This window comes from Luteimonas sp. MC1782, assembly GCF_014164605.1.
Classification (GTDB): Bacteria; Pseudomonadota; Gammaproteobacteria; order Xanthomonadales; family Xanthomonadaceae; genus Luteimonas.
Genome location: NZ_JACJFT010000001.1, coordinates 733,101 through 751,391, shown reverse-complemented (window position 1 = coordinate 751,391; position 18,291 = coordinate 733,101). Strand labels below are relative to the sequence as shown.

Genomic DNA, 18,291 nt, shown 5'->3' with positions numbered 1-18,291 from the left:
GCGCGGCCTCACTCGCGCGCCGGAACGCCGCCGTCGTGCTCGTGTCCGCCACAGGCGGCGCCGCTCCGCTCGACCTGCAGCGTGGCGTGGCCGATGCCGAAGCGCGCCGCAAGCGATGCGCCCAGGTCATGCAGGAAGCGGTCGTCGTCGTCGCCCGACGGGCGCACCAGGTGCGCGGTCATCGCCACTTCGCCGGCGCCCAGCGACCAGATGTGCACGTGGTGCACCGAGTCGACCCCCGCTTGCGCGGCGAGGAACGTGCGCACCGCGGCCTGGTCGATCCCCGTCGGCACCGCGTCCATCGCGGCGTCGAAGCTGTCGCGCAGCAGCCGCGCCGCGCCGACCGCGACCACCACGCCGACCAGGAGTGCGGTGGCAGGGTCCAGCCAGGTCCAGCCCCAGGCCAGCATGCCGATGCCGGCCACCACCGTGGCCAGCGAGATCGCGGCATCGGCCAGCAGGTGCAGGTAGGCACCGCGGCGGTTGAGGTCGTGGCCGCGCCCGCCTTGCACCAGCAGCGCGCTGCCGAGGTTGACCGCGATGCCGATGGTGGCGACGACCACGATGGTCATGCCGGGGAGTTCGGGCGGGGCGGACAGGCGGCGCAGCGCCTCCCAGGCCAGCGCGCCGGACAGGCCCACGAGCAGGGTGGCATTGGCCAGCGGCGAGAGCAGTGTGGCGCGTCGCCAGCCGTAGGTGTGGCGTTCGGTGGCCGGCCATTGGGCCATGGCCGCCGCACCCCAGGCGAGCGCCAGTCCGAGCACGTCGCCGAGGTTGTGCAGCGCGTCGGACAGCAGCGCCAGTGAGTTGGTCAGGAACCCGTAGCCCGCCTCGAGGACGGTGTAGGCGAGGTTGACCAGGGTGACGGTGGCGAAGGCGCGCGTCGACGAACCCGGGGCAGGGCCATGGTGGTCGCTGCTGCCATGGGCATGGCCATGGTGATGGCCGGGGTCGTGTGGGGCGTGCATGGATTCGAGCCTGCCAGCCGCCGCGGGCGGACACTATTCCAGCGGCGGCTGGTTGCGCGTCAGCTGCGGCCCTGCACCAGCGTGCCGATCGGCTCGCCGCGCAGGATGCGCAGCAGCTGGCCCGGCTGCTCCATGTCGAAGATGCGCAGCGGCATGTCGGCGTCGCGGCACAGCGCGAACGCGGCGGTGTCCATCACCTGCAGGTCGCGGCTGAGCACTTCGTCATAGGTCAGGCGGTCGAAGCGCTTTGCGCCGGGGTGCTTCTTCGGGTCGGCGTCGTACACGCCGTCGACCTTGGTGGCCTTGAGCAGCAGGTCGGCGCCGATCTCGATCGCGCGCAGCGCGGCGCCGGAGTCGGTGGTGAAGAACGGGTTGCCGGTGCCGGCGGCGAAGATCGCGATGCGGCCCTTCTCGAGGTGGCGGATGGCGCGGCGGCGGATGTAGTCCTCGCACACGTCGTTGATCTTGATGGCGCTCATCACCCGCGCGCGCGCGCCGAGCTTTTCCAGCGCGTCCTGCATGGCCAGCGCGTTGATCACCGTCGCCAGCATGCCCATCTGGTCGCCGGTGACGCGGTCCATGCCGCCTGCGGCCAGGCCCGCGCCGCGGAAGATGTTGCCGCCGCCGACCACCACGCCGATCTCGGCGCCCGCCTGCTGCGCTTCGATGATCTCGCGCGCCAGGCGGCCGATGACCTTGGGGTCGATGCCGTAGTCCTCGTCGCCCATCAGGGCCTCGCCGGACAGCTTGAGCAGGACACGGCGGTAGGCGAGTTGGGACATGGGATACTCCGGCGGACAGCGGCGTGGATTCTATCCGATCACGCGACACGGGCGGCCGCTCGTGCAACAAAAAAAGGCCGCGGATTGCTCCGCGGCCCCTTTGCTTCACGACGGTTGCGCCGTACGGCAGATCAGGCCAGGCCGGCCTGCTTCATCACTTCGGCGGCGTAATCCTCGACCACCTTCTCGATGCCTTCGCCAACCGCCAGGCGCTCGAAGCGCACGACGTCGGCGCCGGCAGCCTTCAGCACCTGCTCGACGGTCTGGTTGGTGTCGAGCACGTAGGCCTGGCCGTACAGCGAGACTTCGTTGACGATCTTGGCCACCTTGCCGCCGATGATCTTCTCGAGGATCTCGGCCGGCTTGGCGCGGTCCTTCTCGGACATCTTGGCCAGCTCGATTTCCTTTTCCTTGGCAAGGAACTCGGCCGGAACGTCGGCCGCCTTGTTGTAGGGCGGGTTCATCGCGGCCACGTGCATGGCCAGGCCACGCGCGAGCTCGACATCGCCACCCTTGAGCTCGACCAGCACGCCGATGCGGCCGCCGTGCACGTAGGCGGCGACGTTGTCGGTGCTGGCGATGGTGGCCATGCGGCGCACCTGCACGTTCTCGCCGACCTTGGCGATCAGCGCGGCGCGCGCCTCGTCGACGGTCTTGCCGTCAACGGTGGCGGACTTCAGCGCGTCGATGTCCTGCACGCCAAGCGCGGCGTCGGCCACGGCCTGGGTGAAGGCGAGGAAGTTCTCGTCCTTGGCGACGAAGTCGGTCTCGGAGTTGATTTCCACCAGCACGGCGCGGCCGTCGGCCTGCGCGGCCACGATGCGGCCTTCGGCGGCGACGCGGTCGGCCTTCTTGTCGGCCTTGGCCAGGCCGGACTTGCGCAGCGCCTCGGCGGCGGCGTCGACGTTGCCGCCGGCCTCGGTCAGGGCCTTCTTGCATTCCATCATGCCGGCGCCGGTGCGCTCGCGCAGTTCCTTGACCAGGGTTGCGGTGATTTCCATGGGGACCTCGGTAGCTGTGGGTTCGATGGTCGGCGGCCGCGCACGATGGCGCGGTCGCCTGGTACGCCGCTGGGACGCAGGTGTGGCTTACTCGGCCGCAGGCGTCGCGTCGGCAGCCTTCGCCTCATCGGCGACAGGTGCCGCGTCGGCGGCCGGGGCGTCGGCCGCGGCCTCGTCAGCACCCTTGGCGGCGTCCGTGGGCTTGGCCTTGCGGGCCGGGGCGCGGCGCGGCTTGTCGCCATCGGCGCCTTCGCTGAAGTCTTCCTCGCGCACGTTGGCGGCGCTCGGCGCGGCAGCCTTGCCCTCGAGCACGGCGTCGGCCGCGGCGCGGGCGTACAGCTGCACGGCGCGGATGGCGTCGTCGTTGCCGGGGATGGCGTAGTCGACCAGGGCCGGGTCGTAGTTGGTGTCGACCACCGCGATCACCGGGATGCCGAGCTTCTTGGCTTCCTTGATGGCGATGTCTTCATGGCCGATGTCGATCACGAACAGCGCGTCGGGCAGGCGGTTCATTTCCTTGATGCCGCCCAGCGAGGCCAGCAGCTTCTCGCGCTCGCGGCGCAGGCCGAGGACTTCGTGCTTGACCAGCTTGTCGAAGCTGCCGTCGGTCTCGCCGGCTTCCAGCATCTTCAGGCGCGACACCGACTGCTTCACGGTGCGGAAGTTGGTCAGCGTGCCGCCGAGCCAGCGCTGGGTCATGTACGGCATGTTGCAACGCTCGGCTTCTTCCTTGATCGGATCGCGCGCGCTGCGCTTGGTGCCGACGAACAGGATCATGCCGCGCTTCTGCGCGATGCCCGAGATGAAGTTCATCGCGTCGGTGAACAGCGGAACGGTCTTCTCGAGGTTGATGATGTGGATCTTGCCGCGGGCGCCGAAGATGTACGGCGCCATCTTGGGGTTCCAGTAGCGGGTCTGGTGGCCGAAATGGACGCCGGCTTCGAGCATCTGGCGCATGGTGACCTGGGACATTGCATGTGACTCCTGATGGGGAACCCGGCCGCCGGAAGGGTAGGGGCGGCTCGCCACCGCGGCCCGCGAGGGCGACAGTCGGCGAAAGGTTCCGGGGTTGGGCCTCCCCGCTGCCTCCGTATCCAGATCCCGGGTCCTCGTGGACCAGGGACACCCCGGAACGGGTGTTTGCAGCAGGTGTGTATTCGCCTGCGTCCCTCGCTGAGGGATGCGCCATGCCCGGCGTGGGCAGCATTGCGGCAAGACCTGCCGGCAAAGCCCGACGATCATAGCGCCCGCGGCGGTCCGCTGGCAACCAGACGCCGGTCGGGGATCAGAATACGACCGTCGTGACCGGAGCCGCATCCTCGGTCGCCGCGGCCCCCGTGCCGTCGACGGGCGCGTTGTCGATCCGGTAGGGCTGCGGGGAGGAACACGTGACCCGCAGCGCATCGGGCCAGGCAGGTTCGCGCGACTGGATGGTGCACGCGTCCACCAGGACGAGCGTGACGCGCATCGGCACCTGGTCGCTTGCCTCGCCAGCGCCCGTTGCAAGCAATGCGAGGCACAGGACGAACATGCGCAGGGCGGACATCGGCGGGGGTTGGCACGAAGGTGGAAGGGATGCGCCGCATCATCCCCCTCGACATCCACCAACGTTGGAACCCCTGGCCGATCTGTGACCTGCATCGCCCCGCGACCGGACGCCGTAGACACTCCGGGCCCAGGGGACGTCAGAACACCAGCGTGATGGTGACGGTATCCGAATAGCTTCCGGCCGCCGGCGTCGGCTGCGCAGGGACGCGCCCATGCACCGTCAGGCTCTGCGTGGCATTGGTGCCGGTTCCGATGCTGTTGTCGGTGGCGATCGCCTTCCCACCCCAGCGCTGCGTGCGCTGCGCGTCCCGGTACAGCTCATAACGCAGGTAGTTGCCGTTCGGCCCGGCCATCCGCCGGGTGGTGCCTGCGGCATTGCTCCCGTCGTCCAGGCCCACGCGCCAGGGTGTCCCCGCGGGGCAACGCAACTGGATGGTCGAGGTCTGGTCGCGATTGCCCGGAAGCGAGGCGACGGCACCGAAGTCCAGGTCGGTGGCGGTGCTGACGTGGCAGGTGTTGGCGAAGGTCGCGCTGACATGCGTATAGAAGGTGACGCTCGGGGTTGCGTCCAGCAGGCAGCGCTCGGGGCCGGGGGCGGTGGGAGCGTTCCCGGGGCTGCCCTCGTTGTACGCGTAGCGGATCTGGCCGCCATGGATCTGGCTCTGGAACCCGTAGGTAGCCGGCAGGCTCTGTCCAACGCGTGCCCGGGCGTGGACGGGGAGGTAGGCGGTGCCTTGGTCGCCGGTCGTGTTCGTTCGCACATCCAGCACTGTGCTGTGCAGGACGTAACCACTGCTGCCCGCATTGGGGGGGATGAGCTGCGAATGGGCCGGGTCGGCATACAGGTCGTAGGCCATCTGCGCGCCGTTGTAGTTGGTCATCCAGCGCGGATTGATGCCGGGGATCGGGGTTCCCTCCGGGATGAACATGCAGATGCGATAGGCGATGGCCGGACGTCCATTTCCGCGATTGCAGGTGATCGCAAGGCTGTCGCTGGTGGACTTGCCCGTGCCGCCGACCTCGCCAAATGCGATGGCCAGGCTTCCCGTGGACCAGCAGCTCTGGGCGTGGGCGGGCAGCAGTGTGCCGCCGCCGAGAAGAAGCAGCAGGAAGGCCGGTTTCCATGCAGCGGTCGTGCGGTGCCGCCGCATCACGGCGCACGTACCCGTGCTGGAAGGAAGCGGCATGCGGTTCATCGGCATATCAGGTCGCCTGGCTCGTCGGGGGCTCCGCTGCCCGCGGGGAGGGTGGGCGCGGCCATGCACAGCTGGTCGCCGGTCTGGACGCGCAGGCGCATCCCCTCCGGCAGGTCCGTGAGCCACACCATTCCACCATGGCCGACCACGGTATCGGGTGCCCGGTCGGCATCGAATTCGCCGTCCGCGGGTTCCAGCCACACCCGGCTGCCGACGGGCAACAAGCTGCCTGCGTGGTCGCGCAGCACCAGGTCCACGGGATGGATGCGCTTCATCTTGAACGCCGCCAGCATGCCGCTGCGACGCTGCGGCACGGCATCGATGCTGGTTTCGCCCAGTTGGGTGTCGACCGGCAGGTCAAGCGGATCGATCGACAGCCGGTTGGCCTGCCATGCGTTCAGGCGGCTGACCAGCAGCAGCCCGTTCGCGTCGGTGTGACCCACGACCCGGTTCTCCAGGCGCACCGGAACACCGGCAAAACCGCTCGTGTCCACCACCGCGAACGCGTCGTCGACCCGGCGCATGGCGTAGGCGTGGCCGCGCACGAGTACGAGCCCGCCGCTGGCGCTGCCGTAGGTCGTGGTGGCCGACGGCGTGTTGCCATCGCCGCGCCAGTGGTTGGCGCCCAGTGTCCACTGCCCGTTCTGGCTGAGCCGGGAGACTTCGGCCTGCGCGCCCGGCTGGTCGCCGGCCGTGGCCTGGGCGCGCCATCCCCAGCCGCCCAGGTCGCTGTTCGGGGCGCGGTGCGCGCCCATCGACAGCCCGCGGCTGCGATCGCCATGGCGTGCACTCGCGGACACCGAAGCGTGGCGGTCCAGCGGCATCGACCAGTACAGATAGGCGCTGTCGCCGGCGTCGTCGTCGAGCCCGCGACTGAGGCTGACGCTCACCGTCGCGTTGCGCGGCAGCTGTCGCGACCAGTTGAGCGTGGCATAGCGGCGCGCCTGGTTGTCCTGGTCGGCCTGCAGGATGTAGCTGGCGCCGAGCTGACCGAGCCGGGTGTTGAAGCCGGCGAAGGCCTGGTCGGTGCGGCGTGGCAGCGCGCCGGTTTCGAGGCTGCCGGCGTCGCGGAATCCGGCGCTGCGGTGGGTGCTCGAGGCGAACAGGTTGAACGCCGGCGAGTTCCACTGGTAGCCAAGGCTGCCGAGCGTGCCGTTGTGCCCGGCGTGGCGGCTGCCGGCCGCGGCACCGGTCAGCAGGCCACCGCGCGCGCCCACGCGCCAGCCGCCCCCGACGCCCGCCAGTTGCAGGCCCGGGGCAAGCTGGGTGTGGCCTTCGAGCGTGGCGCGGTCGCTCATGCCGCGGCGGGCGGTCGCACTGAACACAGGATCATCGGCGTAGTCGAAGGACTGCTGGCCGTAGCTCCGACGCATCGCACCCAGCTCCACCGACCAGTCCACCAGCCCGGCCTCGAGCAGTTGCGGCGTGCCATACAGGGCGAAATCCAGCACCCGGCGCTGGCCGTTGATGTCGGTGAGCACCATCTGCGCCTGCCCGGCACCACTGAGCATCGGCGCGCTGTCGATCACGAACTGCCCGGGCTGCACGCGCTGGCTGGACTGCTGGATGCCGTTGATCAGGATGTCGACGGTCGACGGCAGCACCGCTTCGCCGGCGAAGGAGGCCAGCGGGGTTGTGATGCGGTATGGCTGCAGCGCGAAGTTGCGCGAGATGCGGATCCCGCCGATGCGGGTCGGGCGCGTCCACGACAGCGCGCCGGTAAGCGTGTCGCCGACGGTCACGGTGAGCATGCGCTCCGGGTCGTCGTATTCCCAGAACGAGTCCAGGCGCACTGCCTCGTGCCCGTCGCGCGCGCCGCGCGCGCGGAAGGCGCGGCTGCTGCCGGTGTTGACGAACACGCCGGGCCCCAGGCCGAAGAGGCGCAACTCGTTCCACGCGCCGAGGCTGGAACTGTTGTCGTCGTGCTGCCCGTAGACGTCGTAGTTCAGGATCAGGCCCGGGATGCGGCTGGCGGGGTCGGCCTGCAGCGGAGCGGGGGTGACGTAGCCGCCGCGCGCCTGCGCGGCCCCCAACAGGTCCAGCGGTGCAAGCAGGGCCAGGTGCTGCCGCGCTTCGTCGTACTGCACCTGCAGGCCCGGCAGGGCGTCCAGCGCGACCAGGCCCTGCGCTGTTGCGCTGCCCGTCCAGCGCAATCCCAGCCCGCGCAGCGTGGCGGCACTTGCGTGGAGCCGCCGGTGGACCAGGACGAAGCGCGCCAGCGTGCCGGTGGCGACCTCGTTGAGTGAAACGTCGAGGTAGAGCTCCTGGCTGCCAGGCGTTGTGGCTGCCTGTGCGCTGTCCGCTTCATCGGCCATGACCGCGGCCGCGCCCGCGCCGCGCGCCTGCACGCCGACCGGGACCGCGGACAGCGACAGGGCAATGGCCAGCACGGACAGTTCAGGGAGTCGGCGATGAAAGCGGCAGGATCTGCGGGTCCTGGTCGTCATTCAGTCTCACCCTGAGGCTTGCGCCGCGGAGCCCGTCGGCGGGCAGGGACAGCGGCCATTGCATGCGCTGGCCAGCGAGGACGTAGCCCACCAGTCCGGCAATGAGCGGCGTCTCGGCTCCGGCAGCGTCGATCCGTACCAGGTCGCTCAGCCGCACGCGGCGCGTGCCAAGGTTGACCACCGTCATGCGCGCGTCCTCGCCGGTCCCCTCCACGACGGTGGACAGCGTGGAGGCATCGGTGGGCGCGCGGGGCCCGGGTGCGTCCTGCGGCGTGGCGCCCGCAGGCAGCACGAAGACCGGCACCGAGTACTGCAACAGGAACTGCAGGCCCGACGAGGCCGGTTGCCCGGGGTCTGGCAACTCGTCGACGAGCAGGCGGAAAGCGCGCTCCGACGGCACCGCGCCGGCCTGCGGCCGCACGATGCGCACCAGCTGTCGCTGGCCGGGTGCGATCCGCACGATCGGCGGGCTGGGCAGCAGCTCGCGGCTCGGCTCGAGCCGATCAGCTGCGGCATCCTGTGACCACGCCATCACCCGGACCTGCGCCTGGATGGGCTGGTCGCCGGTGTTGCTCAACCACAGGGCCTCGGCCTGCTCGCCCGCCTCCAGTTCCACGGAAATGGGGGCGACCTGCAGGCTGGCGGCGCCGACCGGCAGCGCCGCGAGCATGCCCAGCCCCGCCAGCGCGAACGCCAGCCATCGGAACGGCCGGCGCCGCGGTGCCGGGGCGGAGTGGAGGTGCGTCCGGGTCATGGCCGCCGATCGCATCCGGGACCGATGCTCAGTACACCACCCGCGCGGTGACCGTGTCGGTGTAGGTGCCGGCCGGGAAGTTGGTGGACGGCACGCGTCCATGCACGGTGTAGGTCTGGCTCGCGGCGTTGCCGGTGCCGGTCTGCATGTTGACGGCGGTGGTGTTGCCCCAGAAGTTGCTGAAGCCGCCGTCGCGGTACAGGTCATACGGCACGTAGGCGCCACCGCTGAACATGCGACGATCACCCGCCGCCGGTGCCGCCGCATCGGCCGCCGAGTTGACGCCGCCGGTGAGGCCGATGGCGTAGGGCGTGCCCGCCGAGCAGTTCACGTTCAGGGTGCCCGTGGCAGTCACCGGTGCGCCGGTGGAGCGGGTGTGGCTCAGGAAGTCGATGTCGGTCGGCGCGGTGGCGCTGATGGTGCACGACTCCTGGATCACGATGCGGACCTGGAAGGTGGCGCTGTCTTCGGCCGCGTGCGCGCTGGCGATCATGCCAAGGGACAGGGCGCTGGCGAGAACGGAAAGCGTGATGGACTGCTTGGAGAGATGCATAGTGGTTCCCAGAGTGAGTGTGACGGGCCGCACGCTTGCGGACGGAGATCCTCAAGCAAAGGGCGTGCCAACTCCGGAAGATCCGCGGGCCATCATGTCTGCAGTGGCGTACGCAGCGGTATGGTCGGATCCGGGCAGCGTTCGCCCGCGGAATCCCGCGATGGCGGAGCACGGCGGCCGAGCTGCCGCAGCACGTCACATTCCGGGCATTCGCTGACCATGCGCGCGCCGTCCTGCGGGCTGGCAGCCGGGTGGGCGATAATGGCCCGATGACCATTACCCCCAAGACCCCCGAACAGATCGAGAAGATGCGCGTTTCCGGCGCCCTGGCCGCCGAGGTGCTGCAGGTGGTCGCCCCGCACGTGGTGCCGGGCGTGACCACCGAGGAGCTCGACCGCATCTGCCATGACCATATCGTCAACGTGCAGCAGGCCACGCCGGCCAACGTCGGCTACAAGGGCTATCCCAAGGCGACCTGCATCTCGGTCAACAACGTCATCTGCCACGGCATCCCCAACGACGCCAAGGTCCTGAAGGACGGCGACATCATCAATATCGACGTCACCGTCATCAAGGACGGCTGGCACGGCGACACCAGCCGCATGTATTTCGTCGGCACGCCGTCGGTGATGGCCAGGCGCCTGGTGGAGGTGACGCGCGAGGCGATGTTCCGCGGCATCCGTGCGGTGAAGCCGGGCGCCACGCTGGGCGACATCGGCCACGCCATCCAGTCCTACGCCGAGGCCGAACGCTTCAGCGTGGTGCGCGAGTACTGCGGCCACGGCATCGGGCAGGTCTACCACGAGGAGCCGCAGGTGCTGCACTACGGCCGCCCGGGCGAAGGCCTGGTGCTGGCCGAGGGCATGACCTTCACCATCGAGCCGATGATCAACGAGGGCGCGCGCCACACGCGCCTGCTGCCTGACGGCTGGACCGTGGTCACCAAGGACCGCAAGCTGTCCGCGCAGTGGGAGCACATGGTCGCGGTGACCGCCGACGGGGTCGAGATCCTGACCCGCCTGCCCGGCGACGACAACGGGCTCTGAGATGTCCACCGCCGCGCCCATGCCCCCGGACGCGACCGGTTGCGCGCCGCGCGAAGGCGATGCCGGCTGGGTGCTCGCGCAGCGCGACGCGCTGCTGCAGGGCGATGCGGATCTTGCCGGGCGCTTCGACCTCGGCATCGACGCCGATCGCCTGATCGCACAGCGCGCGCGCGCGGTCGACGCCATCGTGGTCGCGGCCTGGGAGCGCTGCATTCCCGCAGGCGCCGATGCGGCACTGTTCGCCGTTGGCGGCTACGGTCGTGGCGAGCTGTTCCCGCAGTCCGACATCGACCTGCTGGTGCTGGCCGAGCCCGACTCGCAGCTGCGCCATCGCGAGGCGCTGGCGCGCTTCATCGCCCTGCTCTGGGATGCCGGACTCGCGGCCAGCCACGCCACGCGTTCGCCCGTGCAGTGCACCGAAGCCGCCGCCGACCTGACGGTGATGACCGCGCTGCTGGATGCGCGCGCGCTGGTCGCGGACGCGGATGCGTTGGCCACCCTGGCACGTGCGATCGCGCCGGACCGCGCGTGGCCGGCGCGCGACTTTTTCCTGGCCAAGGCGGACGAACTGGCGCGCCGCCACGCGCGCTTCGGCGACACCTCGGACAACCTCGAACCCAACCTCAAGGAAGGCCCGGGCGGCCTGCGTGACCTGCAGACCGTGGGCTGGATGGCGCGCCGCGCGTTCGGCACGCACGAGCTGCAGCCGCTGGTCGCACTGGGCCAGGTCGGTGCCGACGAGGCCGCGGCGCTGGAGCGCGAGCGCCGCGCGCTGGGGCGCCTGCGGTTCGGCCTGCACCTGGTGGCCGGGCGCGCCGAGGAACGGCTGCGCTTCGACCACCAGAAGCCGCTGGCCGCGCGCCTCGGCTTCGCCGACGACCGTGACAACCTCGGCGTCGAGCAGATGATGCAGGGCTTCTACCAGAGCGCCGCGGTGGTGCGCCGGATCGGCGACCGCCTGCTGCAGCGCTTCGAGGAGCACTTCGACGGCACCGCCGCGCCCGAGCCGGTGGATGACGACTTCGAGCTGCGCCGTGGCTACCTCGCCGCCCGCGAGCATCACTGGCCGCATGGCGACATCGGCGCGGTGTTCGCGCTGTTCGCCACCTGGGCGCGGCTTGGCGAACTGCGCGGATTGCACACGCACACTGCGCGTGCGCTGGCCGAAGCGCTCCCCGTGCTGCCGGCCTATGGCGACGCCACGTCCGCGGCGCGTGCGGCGTTCATGGCGCTGCTCCGCGGGCCGTCGCCGGTGCGCACGCTGGAACGCATGGCGCGCCTGGGCGTACTGGGGCGCTGGATCCCGGCGTTCGCCCAGGTGTCCGGGCGCATGCAGTTCGACCTGTTCCACGTGTACACCGTCGACCAGCACACGCTGGCGGTGCTGCGCAATCTGGCGGCATTTGCCAACGATGATGGCGACGCGCGCTTCTCGATGGCGCACGAGGTCTGGCCGACGTTGCGCAAGCCGGAATTGCTGTTGCTGGCCGGGCTGTTCCACGACATCGCCAAGGGACGCGGTGGCGACCATTCCGAGCTCGGCGCGGTCGACGCGCGCGCCTTCGGCGAAGCGCACGGCCTCGGCGAGGGTGACACCGCGCTGGTGGAATGGCTGGTACGCAGGCACCTGCTGATGTCGATCACCGCGCAGAAACAGGACATCAGCGATCCGGCCGTGATCCACCGCTTCGCCACGGAAGTCGCCGACCGCGAGCGCCTTGACCATCTCTACCTGCTCACCTGCGCCGATATCGCAGGCACCTCGCCCAAGCTGTGGAACGCCTGGAAGGATCGGCTGCTGGCCGACCTGCGCAACGCGACGCGCCTGGCGCTTCGCCGCGGCCTGGAACATCCCGTGGCCGCCGGTGAGCGCATCGTGGAGGCGCACGCCGCGGCCAAGGCGCTGCTGGTCGCGGACGGGGTGGGCGATGACGAGGCCGAGGTGCTGCTCCGGCAGTTCCCGGAGGCGAGCTTCCTGCGCGCGCGGCCCGAGCAGATCGCATGGCAGGCCGGCGCGCTGCGCGAAGCCGGTGACGCCGGGGTCGTGGTGCGCGCGCGGCTGCTGGCCGCCGCCAGCCAGGCGATGGAGGTGTTCGTGCATGGCGATGACCGCGACGGCCTGTTCGCGGCGATCGTGATCACGCTCGACCGCCTGGGCCTGGAGATCCAGCACGCGCGCGCACTGGACGGGCCGGGCGGCGCCATCTTCGACAGCTTCCAGGTGCTTCCCGCCGACGCGCGTGCCGAGGGTGACGCGCAGGGCATCGCGCGCAGGCTGGCGGCGGTGCTCGCCGCACCGCTGGACCGCGTGCGTCCGGCGCGCCGCGCGCAACCGCGCCACCTGCGTCATTTTCGCATCCCGCCGCAGGTCGATTTCGCCACTGCCGCAGACGGCGGTGCCACCGTGCTCAGCCTGGTCTGCACCGACCGGCCAGGCCTGCTGGCCGACGTCGCGCATGTCCTGCGCCGCGAAGGCCTGCGCGTGCACGACGCACGCATCGCCACCTTCGGCGCACGCGCCGAGGACGTGTTCCGGATCACCGGACAGGACAACACACCGCTGGACCAGGACGCCTGTGCACGGCTGCACGACGCGCTGCTGGCCAGGATCGATGGAGAACCACCCGCATGACCACGAAGAAGAAGCTGCCGGCGAAGAAGGCAGCCAGCGCGAAGGCCACCGCGCCGTCGACGGCCGCGAAATCCACGCCAGCCACCGCCCCCGCGCCGGCCACCAAGTCCGCGAAGAAAGCCTCCAGGCCCGCGCCCTCGGTGGCCGTCGAACCGGCCGTCAGGAAGCCGGAACATGACCTGGCCTTCATGATCAACAGCGCCTGGGAGCGACGCGCCACGCTGACGCCGGAGGAACTCGAGGGCTCGACCCGGCCACTGGTGGAGCGCGTGATCGACGGCCTCGACAGTGGCCGCCTGCGCGTCGCCGAGCCGGACGGCGCCGGTGGCTGGACGGTCAACGAATGGCTGAAGAAGGCGGTGCTGCTGTACTTCCGCGTCCAGGAGATGGAGGTGATGGAAGGCTGGCCGTCGCCGTACTGGGACAAGATCCCGCTGCGCTTCGAGGATTTCGACGAAGCCGCGTTCCGCAAGGCCGGTGTGCGCGTGGTGCCGGGCGCCATCGCGCGGCGCGGAAGCTTCATCGACAGGGACGTGGTGCTGATGCCGTCGTTCGTCAACATCGGCGCGCACATCGGCACCGGCACCATGGTCGATACCTGGGCGACGGTCGGCTCCTGCGCGCAGGTCGGCAAGCACTGCCACATTTCCGGAGGCGCCGGCATCGGCGGCGTGCTGGAGCCGCTGCAGGCAACGCCCACGATCATCGAGGACCACTGCTTCATCGGCGCGCGTTCCGAAGTCGTGGAAGGTGTGATCGTCGGCCACCACAGCGTGATCGGCATGGGCGTGTTCCTCGGCCAGTCGACGCGCATCTACAACCGCATGACAGGCGAGACCAGCTACGGCGTGGTGCCGCCGGGCAGCGTGGTGGTGGCGGGCTCGCTGCCGTCCGCGGACGGCACGCATTCGCTGTACTGCGCGGTGATCGTCAAGCAGGTCGACGCGCGCACGCGCGCGAAGACCTCGGTCAATGACCTGCTGCGCGGGCACGCGCTCTGAGCGCGCGCGGAGGCCGGCGATGACCACCCTGTACGGGCTCGACAACTGCGACAGCTGCCGCAAGGCGCGCAAGTGGCTGGACCGCTTCGGCATCGCGCACACGTTCGTCGACTACCGCGCCAGCAAGCCGGAGCCCGAGGTGCTGCAGGAGTGGGCGGCGCAGGCCGGCGGCTTTGCGCTGCTGGTCAACAAGGCGTCGACCACCTGGCGCCAGCTGCCGGAGCACCGCAAGGCGGCGGGCTCGGATGCCGAATGGAAGCTGCTGCTGCGCGAGTACCCGCAGCTGGTCCGGCGCCCGGTGGTCGTCACCGACGATGGCGTGCTCAGCCAGGGCTTCAGCGACAACAGCTTCAGGAAGCGCTTTGGAGTGGGCGCGTGAGCGAGGTGCTGGCGCTGACCAAGGAACTGGTCATGCGCGCCTCGGTGACGCCGGACGATGCCGGCTGCCAGGTGCTGCTGGCCGAGCGCCTGGCGCGCGCCGGGTTCGGCTGCGAGCCGCTGCGCTTCGGCGCGGTCGACAACCTGTGGGCGACGCACGGCGAGGGTGGGCCGGTATTGGTTCTGTTGGGCCATACCGACGTGGTGCCGACGGGCCCGCGCGACGCCTGGGCCAGCGATCCGTTCGTGCCCGAAGTGCGCGACGGCAAGCTGTACGGTCGCGGCACCGCCGACATGAAGGGCAGCGTGGCCGCGTTCGTGGTCGCCATGGAACGTTTCGTGGCCGCGCATCCGCACCACCGCGGCACCATCGCGCTGCTGCTGACCTCCGACGAGGAGGGCGATGCGATCGATGGCGTGCGCCGCGTGGCGCAGGTGTTCCGCGAACGCGGCCAGCGCATCGACTGGTGCATTACCGGTGAACCTTCATCGAGCTCGCGCCTCGGTGACCTGGTGCGCGTCGGCCGTCGCGGTTCGCTGTCGGCGACGTTGCTGGTGCGCGGCATCCAAGGGCATGTCGCGTATCCGGAGAAGGCCCGCAACCCGGTGCACGCCGCATTGCCGGCGCTCGCGGAACTGACCGCGCGAAGCTGGGACGACGGCTTCGAGAGCTTCCCGCCCACCAGCCTGCAGGTCAGCAACGTGCAGGCCGGTACCGGCGCGGGCAACGTGATCCCGGGTGAGTTCACGGTGCACTTCAACCTGCGCTACAACCCGCACTGGGATGCGTCGCGGCTGGAGTCGACGATCGAATCGATGCTGGCCCGCCATGGCCTCGACTTCGACGTTGGCTGGCATCGCAGCGGCGAGCCGTTCCACACGCCGGAAGGGCCGCTGCGCGCCGCCGCGCGCGAGGTGCTGGCGCGCATGACCGGCAGCGAGCCCGAGGAGAGCACGGGTGGCGGCACCTCGGATGCGCGCTTCATCGCGCCGCTGGGTGCGCAGTGCATCGAGATCGGGCCTGTGAACGCCAGCATCCACCAGGTCGACGAGCATGTGGCGGTTGCCGATCTCGAAGCGCTGCCCGGGATCTACCAGGCGCTGATCGAGCACCTGCTCACTCCCGCCTGAGCCGCAAACGGCGACGGCCACCGGAATGCGGTGGCCGTCGCCATTATCAGGTGGCCGGTACGCGGCCGCGACGTTCAGGGCTTGCCGGGACCCTTGCCGTTTCCGTTGCCGTTTCCGTTGTTGCCATTGCCGCGGCCCTTGCCGTTGCCCTGGCTACCCTTGCCATTGCCATTGCCATTGCCTCGGCCCTGGCTTGCACCCTGGCCTTTGCCCGGCGCGGCATGCTCCGCGTGCCCGCGGCCCGGCCTGTCGTGCGAGGCCTTGCCGCCGCGGCGATCCGGGCGCGACCAGTCGACGCGCACGTCACGGTCGATCACGATCGGATGGCCCCAGCGGCCGTAGGTATCCACCTGGCCGCGCTTGAGCGCGTGGAACGCCGGTGAACCGGGCTTGATGCCCAAGCGCTGCGCGGTCGCGCCCCAACCCTGGCCGGGGTGGCGGTCGTACTCGCGCACGACGTCGCGGCACGGGATGCGCAGCGAATGCGCAAGCGCGCAGGCGTAGTACACGTCGCCCGGGGCCCAGCGGCGCTGGTCAAGCAGTTCGACCAGCAGCGGGCGCGGCGCACCGTAATAGCCGGTCATCTCGTCCATGAACGGGTCGCGGTACTGGCGGCCATAGTCGTTGATCTCGCCCAGGCGTGAATCGACCCAGACATCGCCGGTGCGGGTGTTGTAGCCGATGGTCTGGGCGGATGCGGTGGCGGCGGTGGCGGCCAGGCCAAGGCCCAGCGCGAGTACGAGCGTGCGGATGCGGTGGTTCCGGGTCATGTTCGTTCGCTCCTTGAGGGTGGCGACATTCTGGATCCCCAGGCGATGAATCGGGGGTGATGCATCGGCACCCGTGCGGAACGCGTTCAGCGGGTGGGAGGAAAGAGGGCGTCACGCGCGCTTGACGGCCACGTGGAGTGGAGGCTAGTTTCGAGGCCATGTCCCGCCACCCCGCCGCCACGCGCACTGCCTGCAACCGCAACAATCGCGGTTCGGACAATCGCGTGCGCGATCCGCGGGCGGGCGACTAGGCAGGCGACACCAGCCAGGCAACCCGAAACCCGCGCCCGGCGCGGGTTTTTCGTTTCCGCGCAGGCGTTCCACCGCCGGTGATTGCCGGCACAAGGAGCTACGCCATGTGTTCCATCCTCGGCATCTTCGACCTTCGCCTCGGGGCCGACGTGTCCCTGCTTCGTCCCCTGGCGCTGTCGCTCTCGACGCTGCAGCGCCATCGCGGTCCGGACTGGTCCGGCGTGCATGCCGAACCGGCCGCACTCCTCGTGCACGAGCGGCTGGCGATCGTCGACCCGGCCGGCGGCGCGCAGCCGCTGCGTTCGGCCGACGGCAGCCTGGTGCTGGCGGTCAATGGCGAGATCTACAACCATCGCGAGCTGCAGGACGGGCTGCAGGATGGCTACGCGTTCCAGACCGGTTCCGACTGCGAGGTGATCAACGCGTTGTACAGCCATCACGCCGGTCGCGCGGATACCGGCGCAGAGGCGGATGACATCGGCCCGTGGCTGGCGCGGCTCAACGGCATCTTCGCGTTCGCCCTGTGGGACAGCGTGCGCGGTCGCGCGGTGATTGCGCGGGATCCGATCGGCGTCTGCCCGCTCTACTGGGGCCATGACGGTGACGGCCGGCTGTGGGTCGCATCCGAAATGAAGGCGCTGGCCCGGCACTGCGACGACGTGGCGCAGTTCCCTCCGGGCCACTGGTACGACACCGCGACCGGCACGCTGCACCGCTACTTCTCTCCCGCGTGGCGCGACCATGACGCGACGCGCGGCATGGTGGTCGCAGCGGACGCGCTGCGGCACGCCTTCGAAGCGGCCGTCCATCGGCAGATGATGAGCGACGTGCCCTACGGCGTGCTGCTGTCGGGCGGGCTGGATTCGTCGCTGGTCGCCGCCTGCGCGGCGCGTTTCGCACGGCGGCGGATCGAGGATGACGACGCGTCCGAAGCGTGGTGGCCACGGCTGCACTCGTTCGCCATCGGCCTGGAAGGCTCGCCAGACCTCGCAGCGGCGGAAGTCGCGGCCGCCGCACTCGGCACCGTGCACCACGGTTTCATCTACACCTTGCAGGAAGGCATCGACGCGGTGCCGGAGGTGATCCGGCACATCGAAAGCCACGACGTGACCACGGTGCGCGCATCCACGCCGATGTACCTGCTGGCACGGCGCATCAAGGCGATGGGCGTGAAGATGGTGCTGTCGGGCGAGGGCAGCGACGAGATCTTCGGCGGCTACCTGTACTTCCACAAGGCGCCCGACGCGCGCGCGTTCCACGAGGAGACGGTGCGCAAGCTCGATGCGCTGTACCAGTACGACTGCCTGCGCGCCAACAAGGCGATGATGGCCTGGGGCGTCGAGGCGCGCGTGCCGTTCCTCGACCTGGAGTTCCTCGACCTGGCGATGGGCATGGACGCGCACGAGAAAATGGTGCGCCAGCGCGGCACGGCGCGCCCGCCGATCGAGAAGGCGGTGCTGCGCGAGGCATTCGACGGGTTGCTGCCCGACGCCATCCTGTGGCGGCAGAAGGAGCAGTTCAGCGATGGCGTCGGTTACGGCTGGATCGACGGGCTGAAGGCGCATGCCGCGCAGGTCGTCGGCGCGCGCGCATTCGCCGAAGCGGCTCAGCGCTTTCCGTACGCGCCGCCGCTGACGCGCGAAGCGTACTGGTACCGCAGCCTGTTCGACGATGCATTCCCCGGCGCGGCCTGCGCGCGCACCGTGCCCGGTGGGCCGTCGATCGCCTGTTCGTCGCCCGCGGCGATTGCCTGGGACGCGGCGTTCGCAGGCCAGGCTGATCCGTCCGGGCGCGCAGTGATCGGCGTGCACCAGCCCGCCGGCGTGTGACGC

16 protein-coding genes are annotated in these 18,291 nt (G+C 70.2%); 6 read left to right on the top strand and 10 right to left on the bottom strand.

Annotation, left to right across the window (positions count from 1 at the left end; all coding sequences use genetic code 11):
- Positions 1-8 precede the first annotated feature (8 nt).
- From H5368_RS03575 to H5368_RS03535, 9 genes are all read right to left on the bottom strand, one after another.
- Positions 9-968 (bottom strand): cation diffusion facilitator family transporter, encoded by a 960-nt coding sequence (locus H5368_RS03575; RefSeq protein WP_182821422.1) that lies wholly within the window; start codon positions 966-968, stop codon positions 9-11.
- A 59-nt stretch (positions 969-1,027) separates the two neighbouring features.
- Positions 1,028-1,750, bottom strand: coding sequence for a UMP kinase (gene pyrH, locus H5368_RS03570; RefSeq protein WP_182821420.1), 723 nt, complete (start codon positions 1,748-1,750; stop codon positions 1,028-1,030).
- 131 nt (positions 1,751-1,881) lie between these two features.
- The gene (gene tsf / locus H5368_RS03565; RefSeq protein WP_182821418.1) at positions 1,882-2,751 is read right to left on the bottom strand and encodes a translation elongation factor Ts; all 870 of its coding nucleotides are present in this window, start codon (positions 2,749-2,751) and stop codon (positions 1,882-1,884) included.
- 87 nt (positions 2,752-2,838) lie between these two features.
- Positions 2,839-3,723, bottom strand: a complete 885-nt coding sequence (gene rpsB / locus H5368_RS03560) for a 30S ribosomal protein S2 (RefSeq protein ID WP_182821416.1) — start codon at positions 3,721-3,723, stop codon at positions 2,839-2,841.
- A 313-nt stretch (positions 3,724-4,036) separates the two neighbouring features.
- On the bottom strand, positions 4,037-4,297 hold the full coding sequence (locus H5368_RS03555; protein ID WP_182821413.1) for a hypothetical protein: 261 nt from the start codon (positions 4,295-4,297) through the stop codon (positions 4,037-4,039).
- Between the two features lie 139 nt (positions 4,298-4,436).
- Positions 4,437-5,495, bottom strand: a complete 1,059-nt coding sequence (locus tag H5368_RS03550) for a spore coat protein U domain-containing protein (RefSeq protein WP_182821411.1) — start codon at positions 5,493-5,495, stop codon at positions 4,437-4,439.
- The gene (locus H5368_RS03545; protein ID WP_182821408.1) at positions 5,492-7,885 is read right to left on the bottom strand and encodes a fimbria/pilus outer membrane usher protein; all 2,394 of its coding nucleotides are present in this window, start codon (positions 7,883-7,885) and stop codon (positions 5,492-5,494) included. The genes H5368_RS03550 and H5368_RS03545 overlap by 4 nt, the downstream gene beginning before the upstream one ends.
- Before the next feature lie 7 nt (positions 7,886-7,892).
- Positions 7,893-8,696, bottom strand: coding sequence for a molecular chaperone (locus H5368_RS03540; RefSeq protein WP_182821406.1), 804 nt, complete (start codon positions 8,694-8,696; stop codon positions 7,893-7,895).
- A 28-nt stretch (positions 8,697-8,724) separates the two neighbouring features.
- Positions 8,725-9,249, bottom strand: coding sequence for a spore coat U domain-containing protein (locus H5368_RS03535; RefSeq protein WP_182821404.1), 525 nt, complete (start codon positions 9,247-9,249; stop codon positions 8,725-8,727).
- Between the two features lie 269 nt (positions 9,250-9,518).
- On the opposite strand from H5368_RS03535, the gene map reads away from it, so the two are divergent.
- Genes map through dapE form a run of 5 tightly spaced genes read left to right on the top strand, consistent with a single transcriptional unit; the run spans position 9,519 to position 15,437 of the window.
- Positions 9,519-10,295, top strand: a complete 777-nt coding sequence (gene map / locus H5368_RS03530; protein ID WP_182821402.1) for a type I methionyl aminopeptidase — start codon at positions 9,519-9,521, stop codon at positions 10,293-10,295.
- Positions 10,296-10,314: 19 nt separating this feature from the next.
- Positions 10,315-12,927, top strand: a complete 2,613-nt coding sequence (gene glnD / locus H5368_RS03525; RefSeq protein WP_182823723.1) for a [protein-PII] uridylyltransferase — start codon at positions 10,315-10,317, stop codon at positions 12,925-12,927.
- Positions 12,924-13,928: a 2,3,4,5-tetrahydropyridine-2,6-dicarboxylate N-succinyltransferase gene (gene dapD, locus H5368_RS03520; protein ID WP_182821400.1), complete on the top strand. Its 1,005-nt coding sequence runs from the start codon at positions 12,924-12,926 to the stop codon at positions 13,926-13,928. Before glnD ends, dapD begins: the two co-directional genes overlap by 4 nt.
- A 19-nt stretch (positions 13,929-13,947) precedes the next feature.
- Positions 13,948-14,307 carry a Spx/MgsR family RNA polymerase-binding regulatory protein gene (locus H5368_RS03515; RefSeq protein ID WP_182821397.1) on the top strand — a complete coding sequence of 120 codons (360 nt, stop codon included), beginning with the start codon at positions 13,948-13,950 and terminating at the stop codon, positions 14,305-14,307.
- Positions 14,304-15,437, top strand: coding sequence for a succinyl-diaminopimelate desuccinylase (dapE, locus tag H5368_RS03510; protein WP_182821395.1), 1,134 nt, complete (start codon positions 14,304-14,306; stop codon positions 15,435-15,437). The genes H5368_RS03515 and dapE overlap by 4 nt, the downstream gene beginning before the upstream one ends.
- A gap of 74 nt (positions 15,438-15,511) precedes the next feature.
- Here the strand turns inward: dapE and H5368_RS03505 are convergent, their stop codons facing one another.
- Positions 15,512-16,207, bottom strand: coding sequence for a hypothetical protein (locus H5368_RS03505; RefSeq protein WP_182821393.1), 696 nt, complete (start codon positions 16,205-16,207; stop codon positions 15,512-15,514).
- 356 nt (positions 16,208-16,563) lie between these two features.
- Here H5368_RS03505 and asnB point away from each other — a divergent pair, with 356 nt between their 5' ends.
- Positions 16,564-18,288, top strand: a complete 1,725-nt coding sequence (gene asnB, locus H5368_RS03500) for an asparagine synthase B (RefSeq protein ID WP_182821392.1) — start codon at positions 16,564-16,566, stop codon at positions 18,286-18,288.
- Positions 18,289-18,291 lie beyond the last annotated feature (3 nt).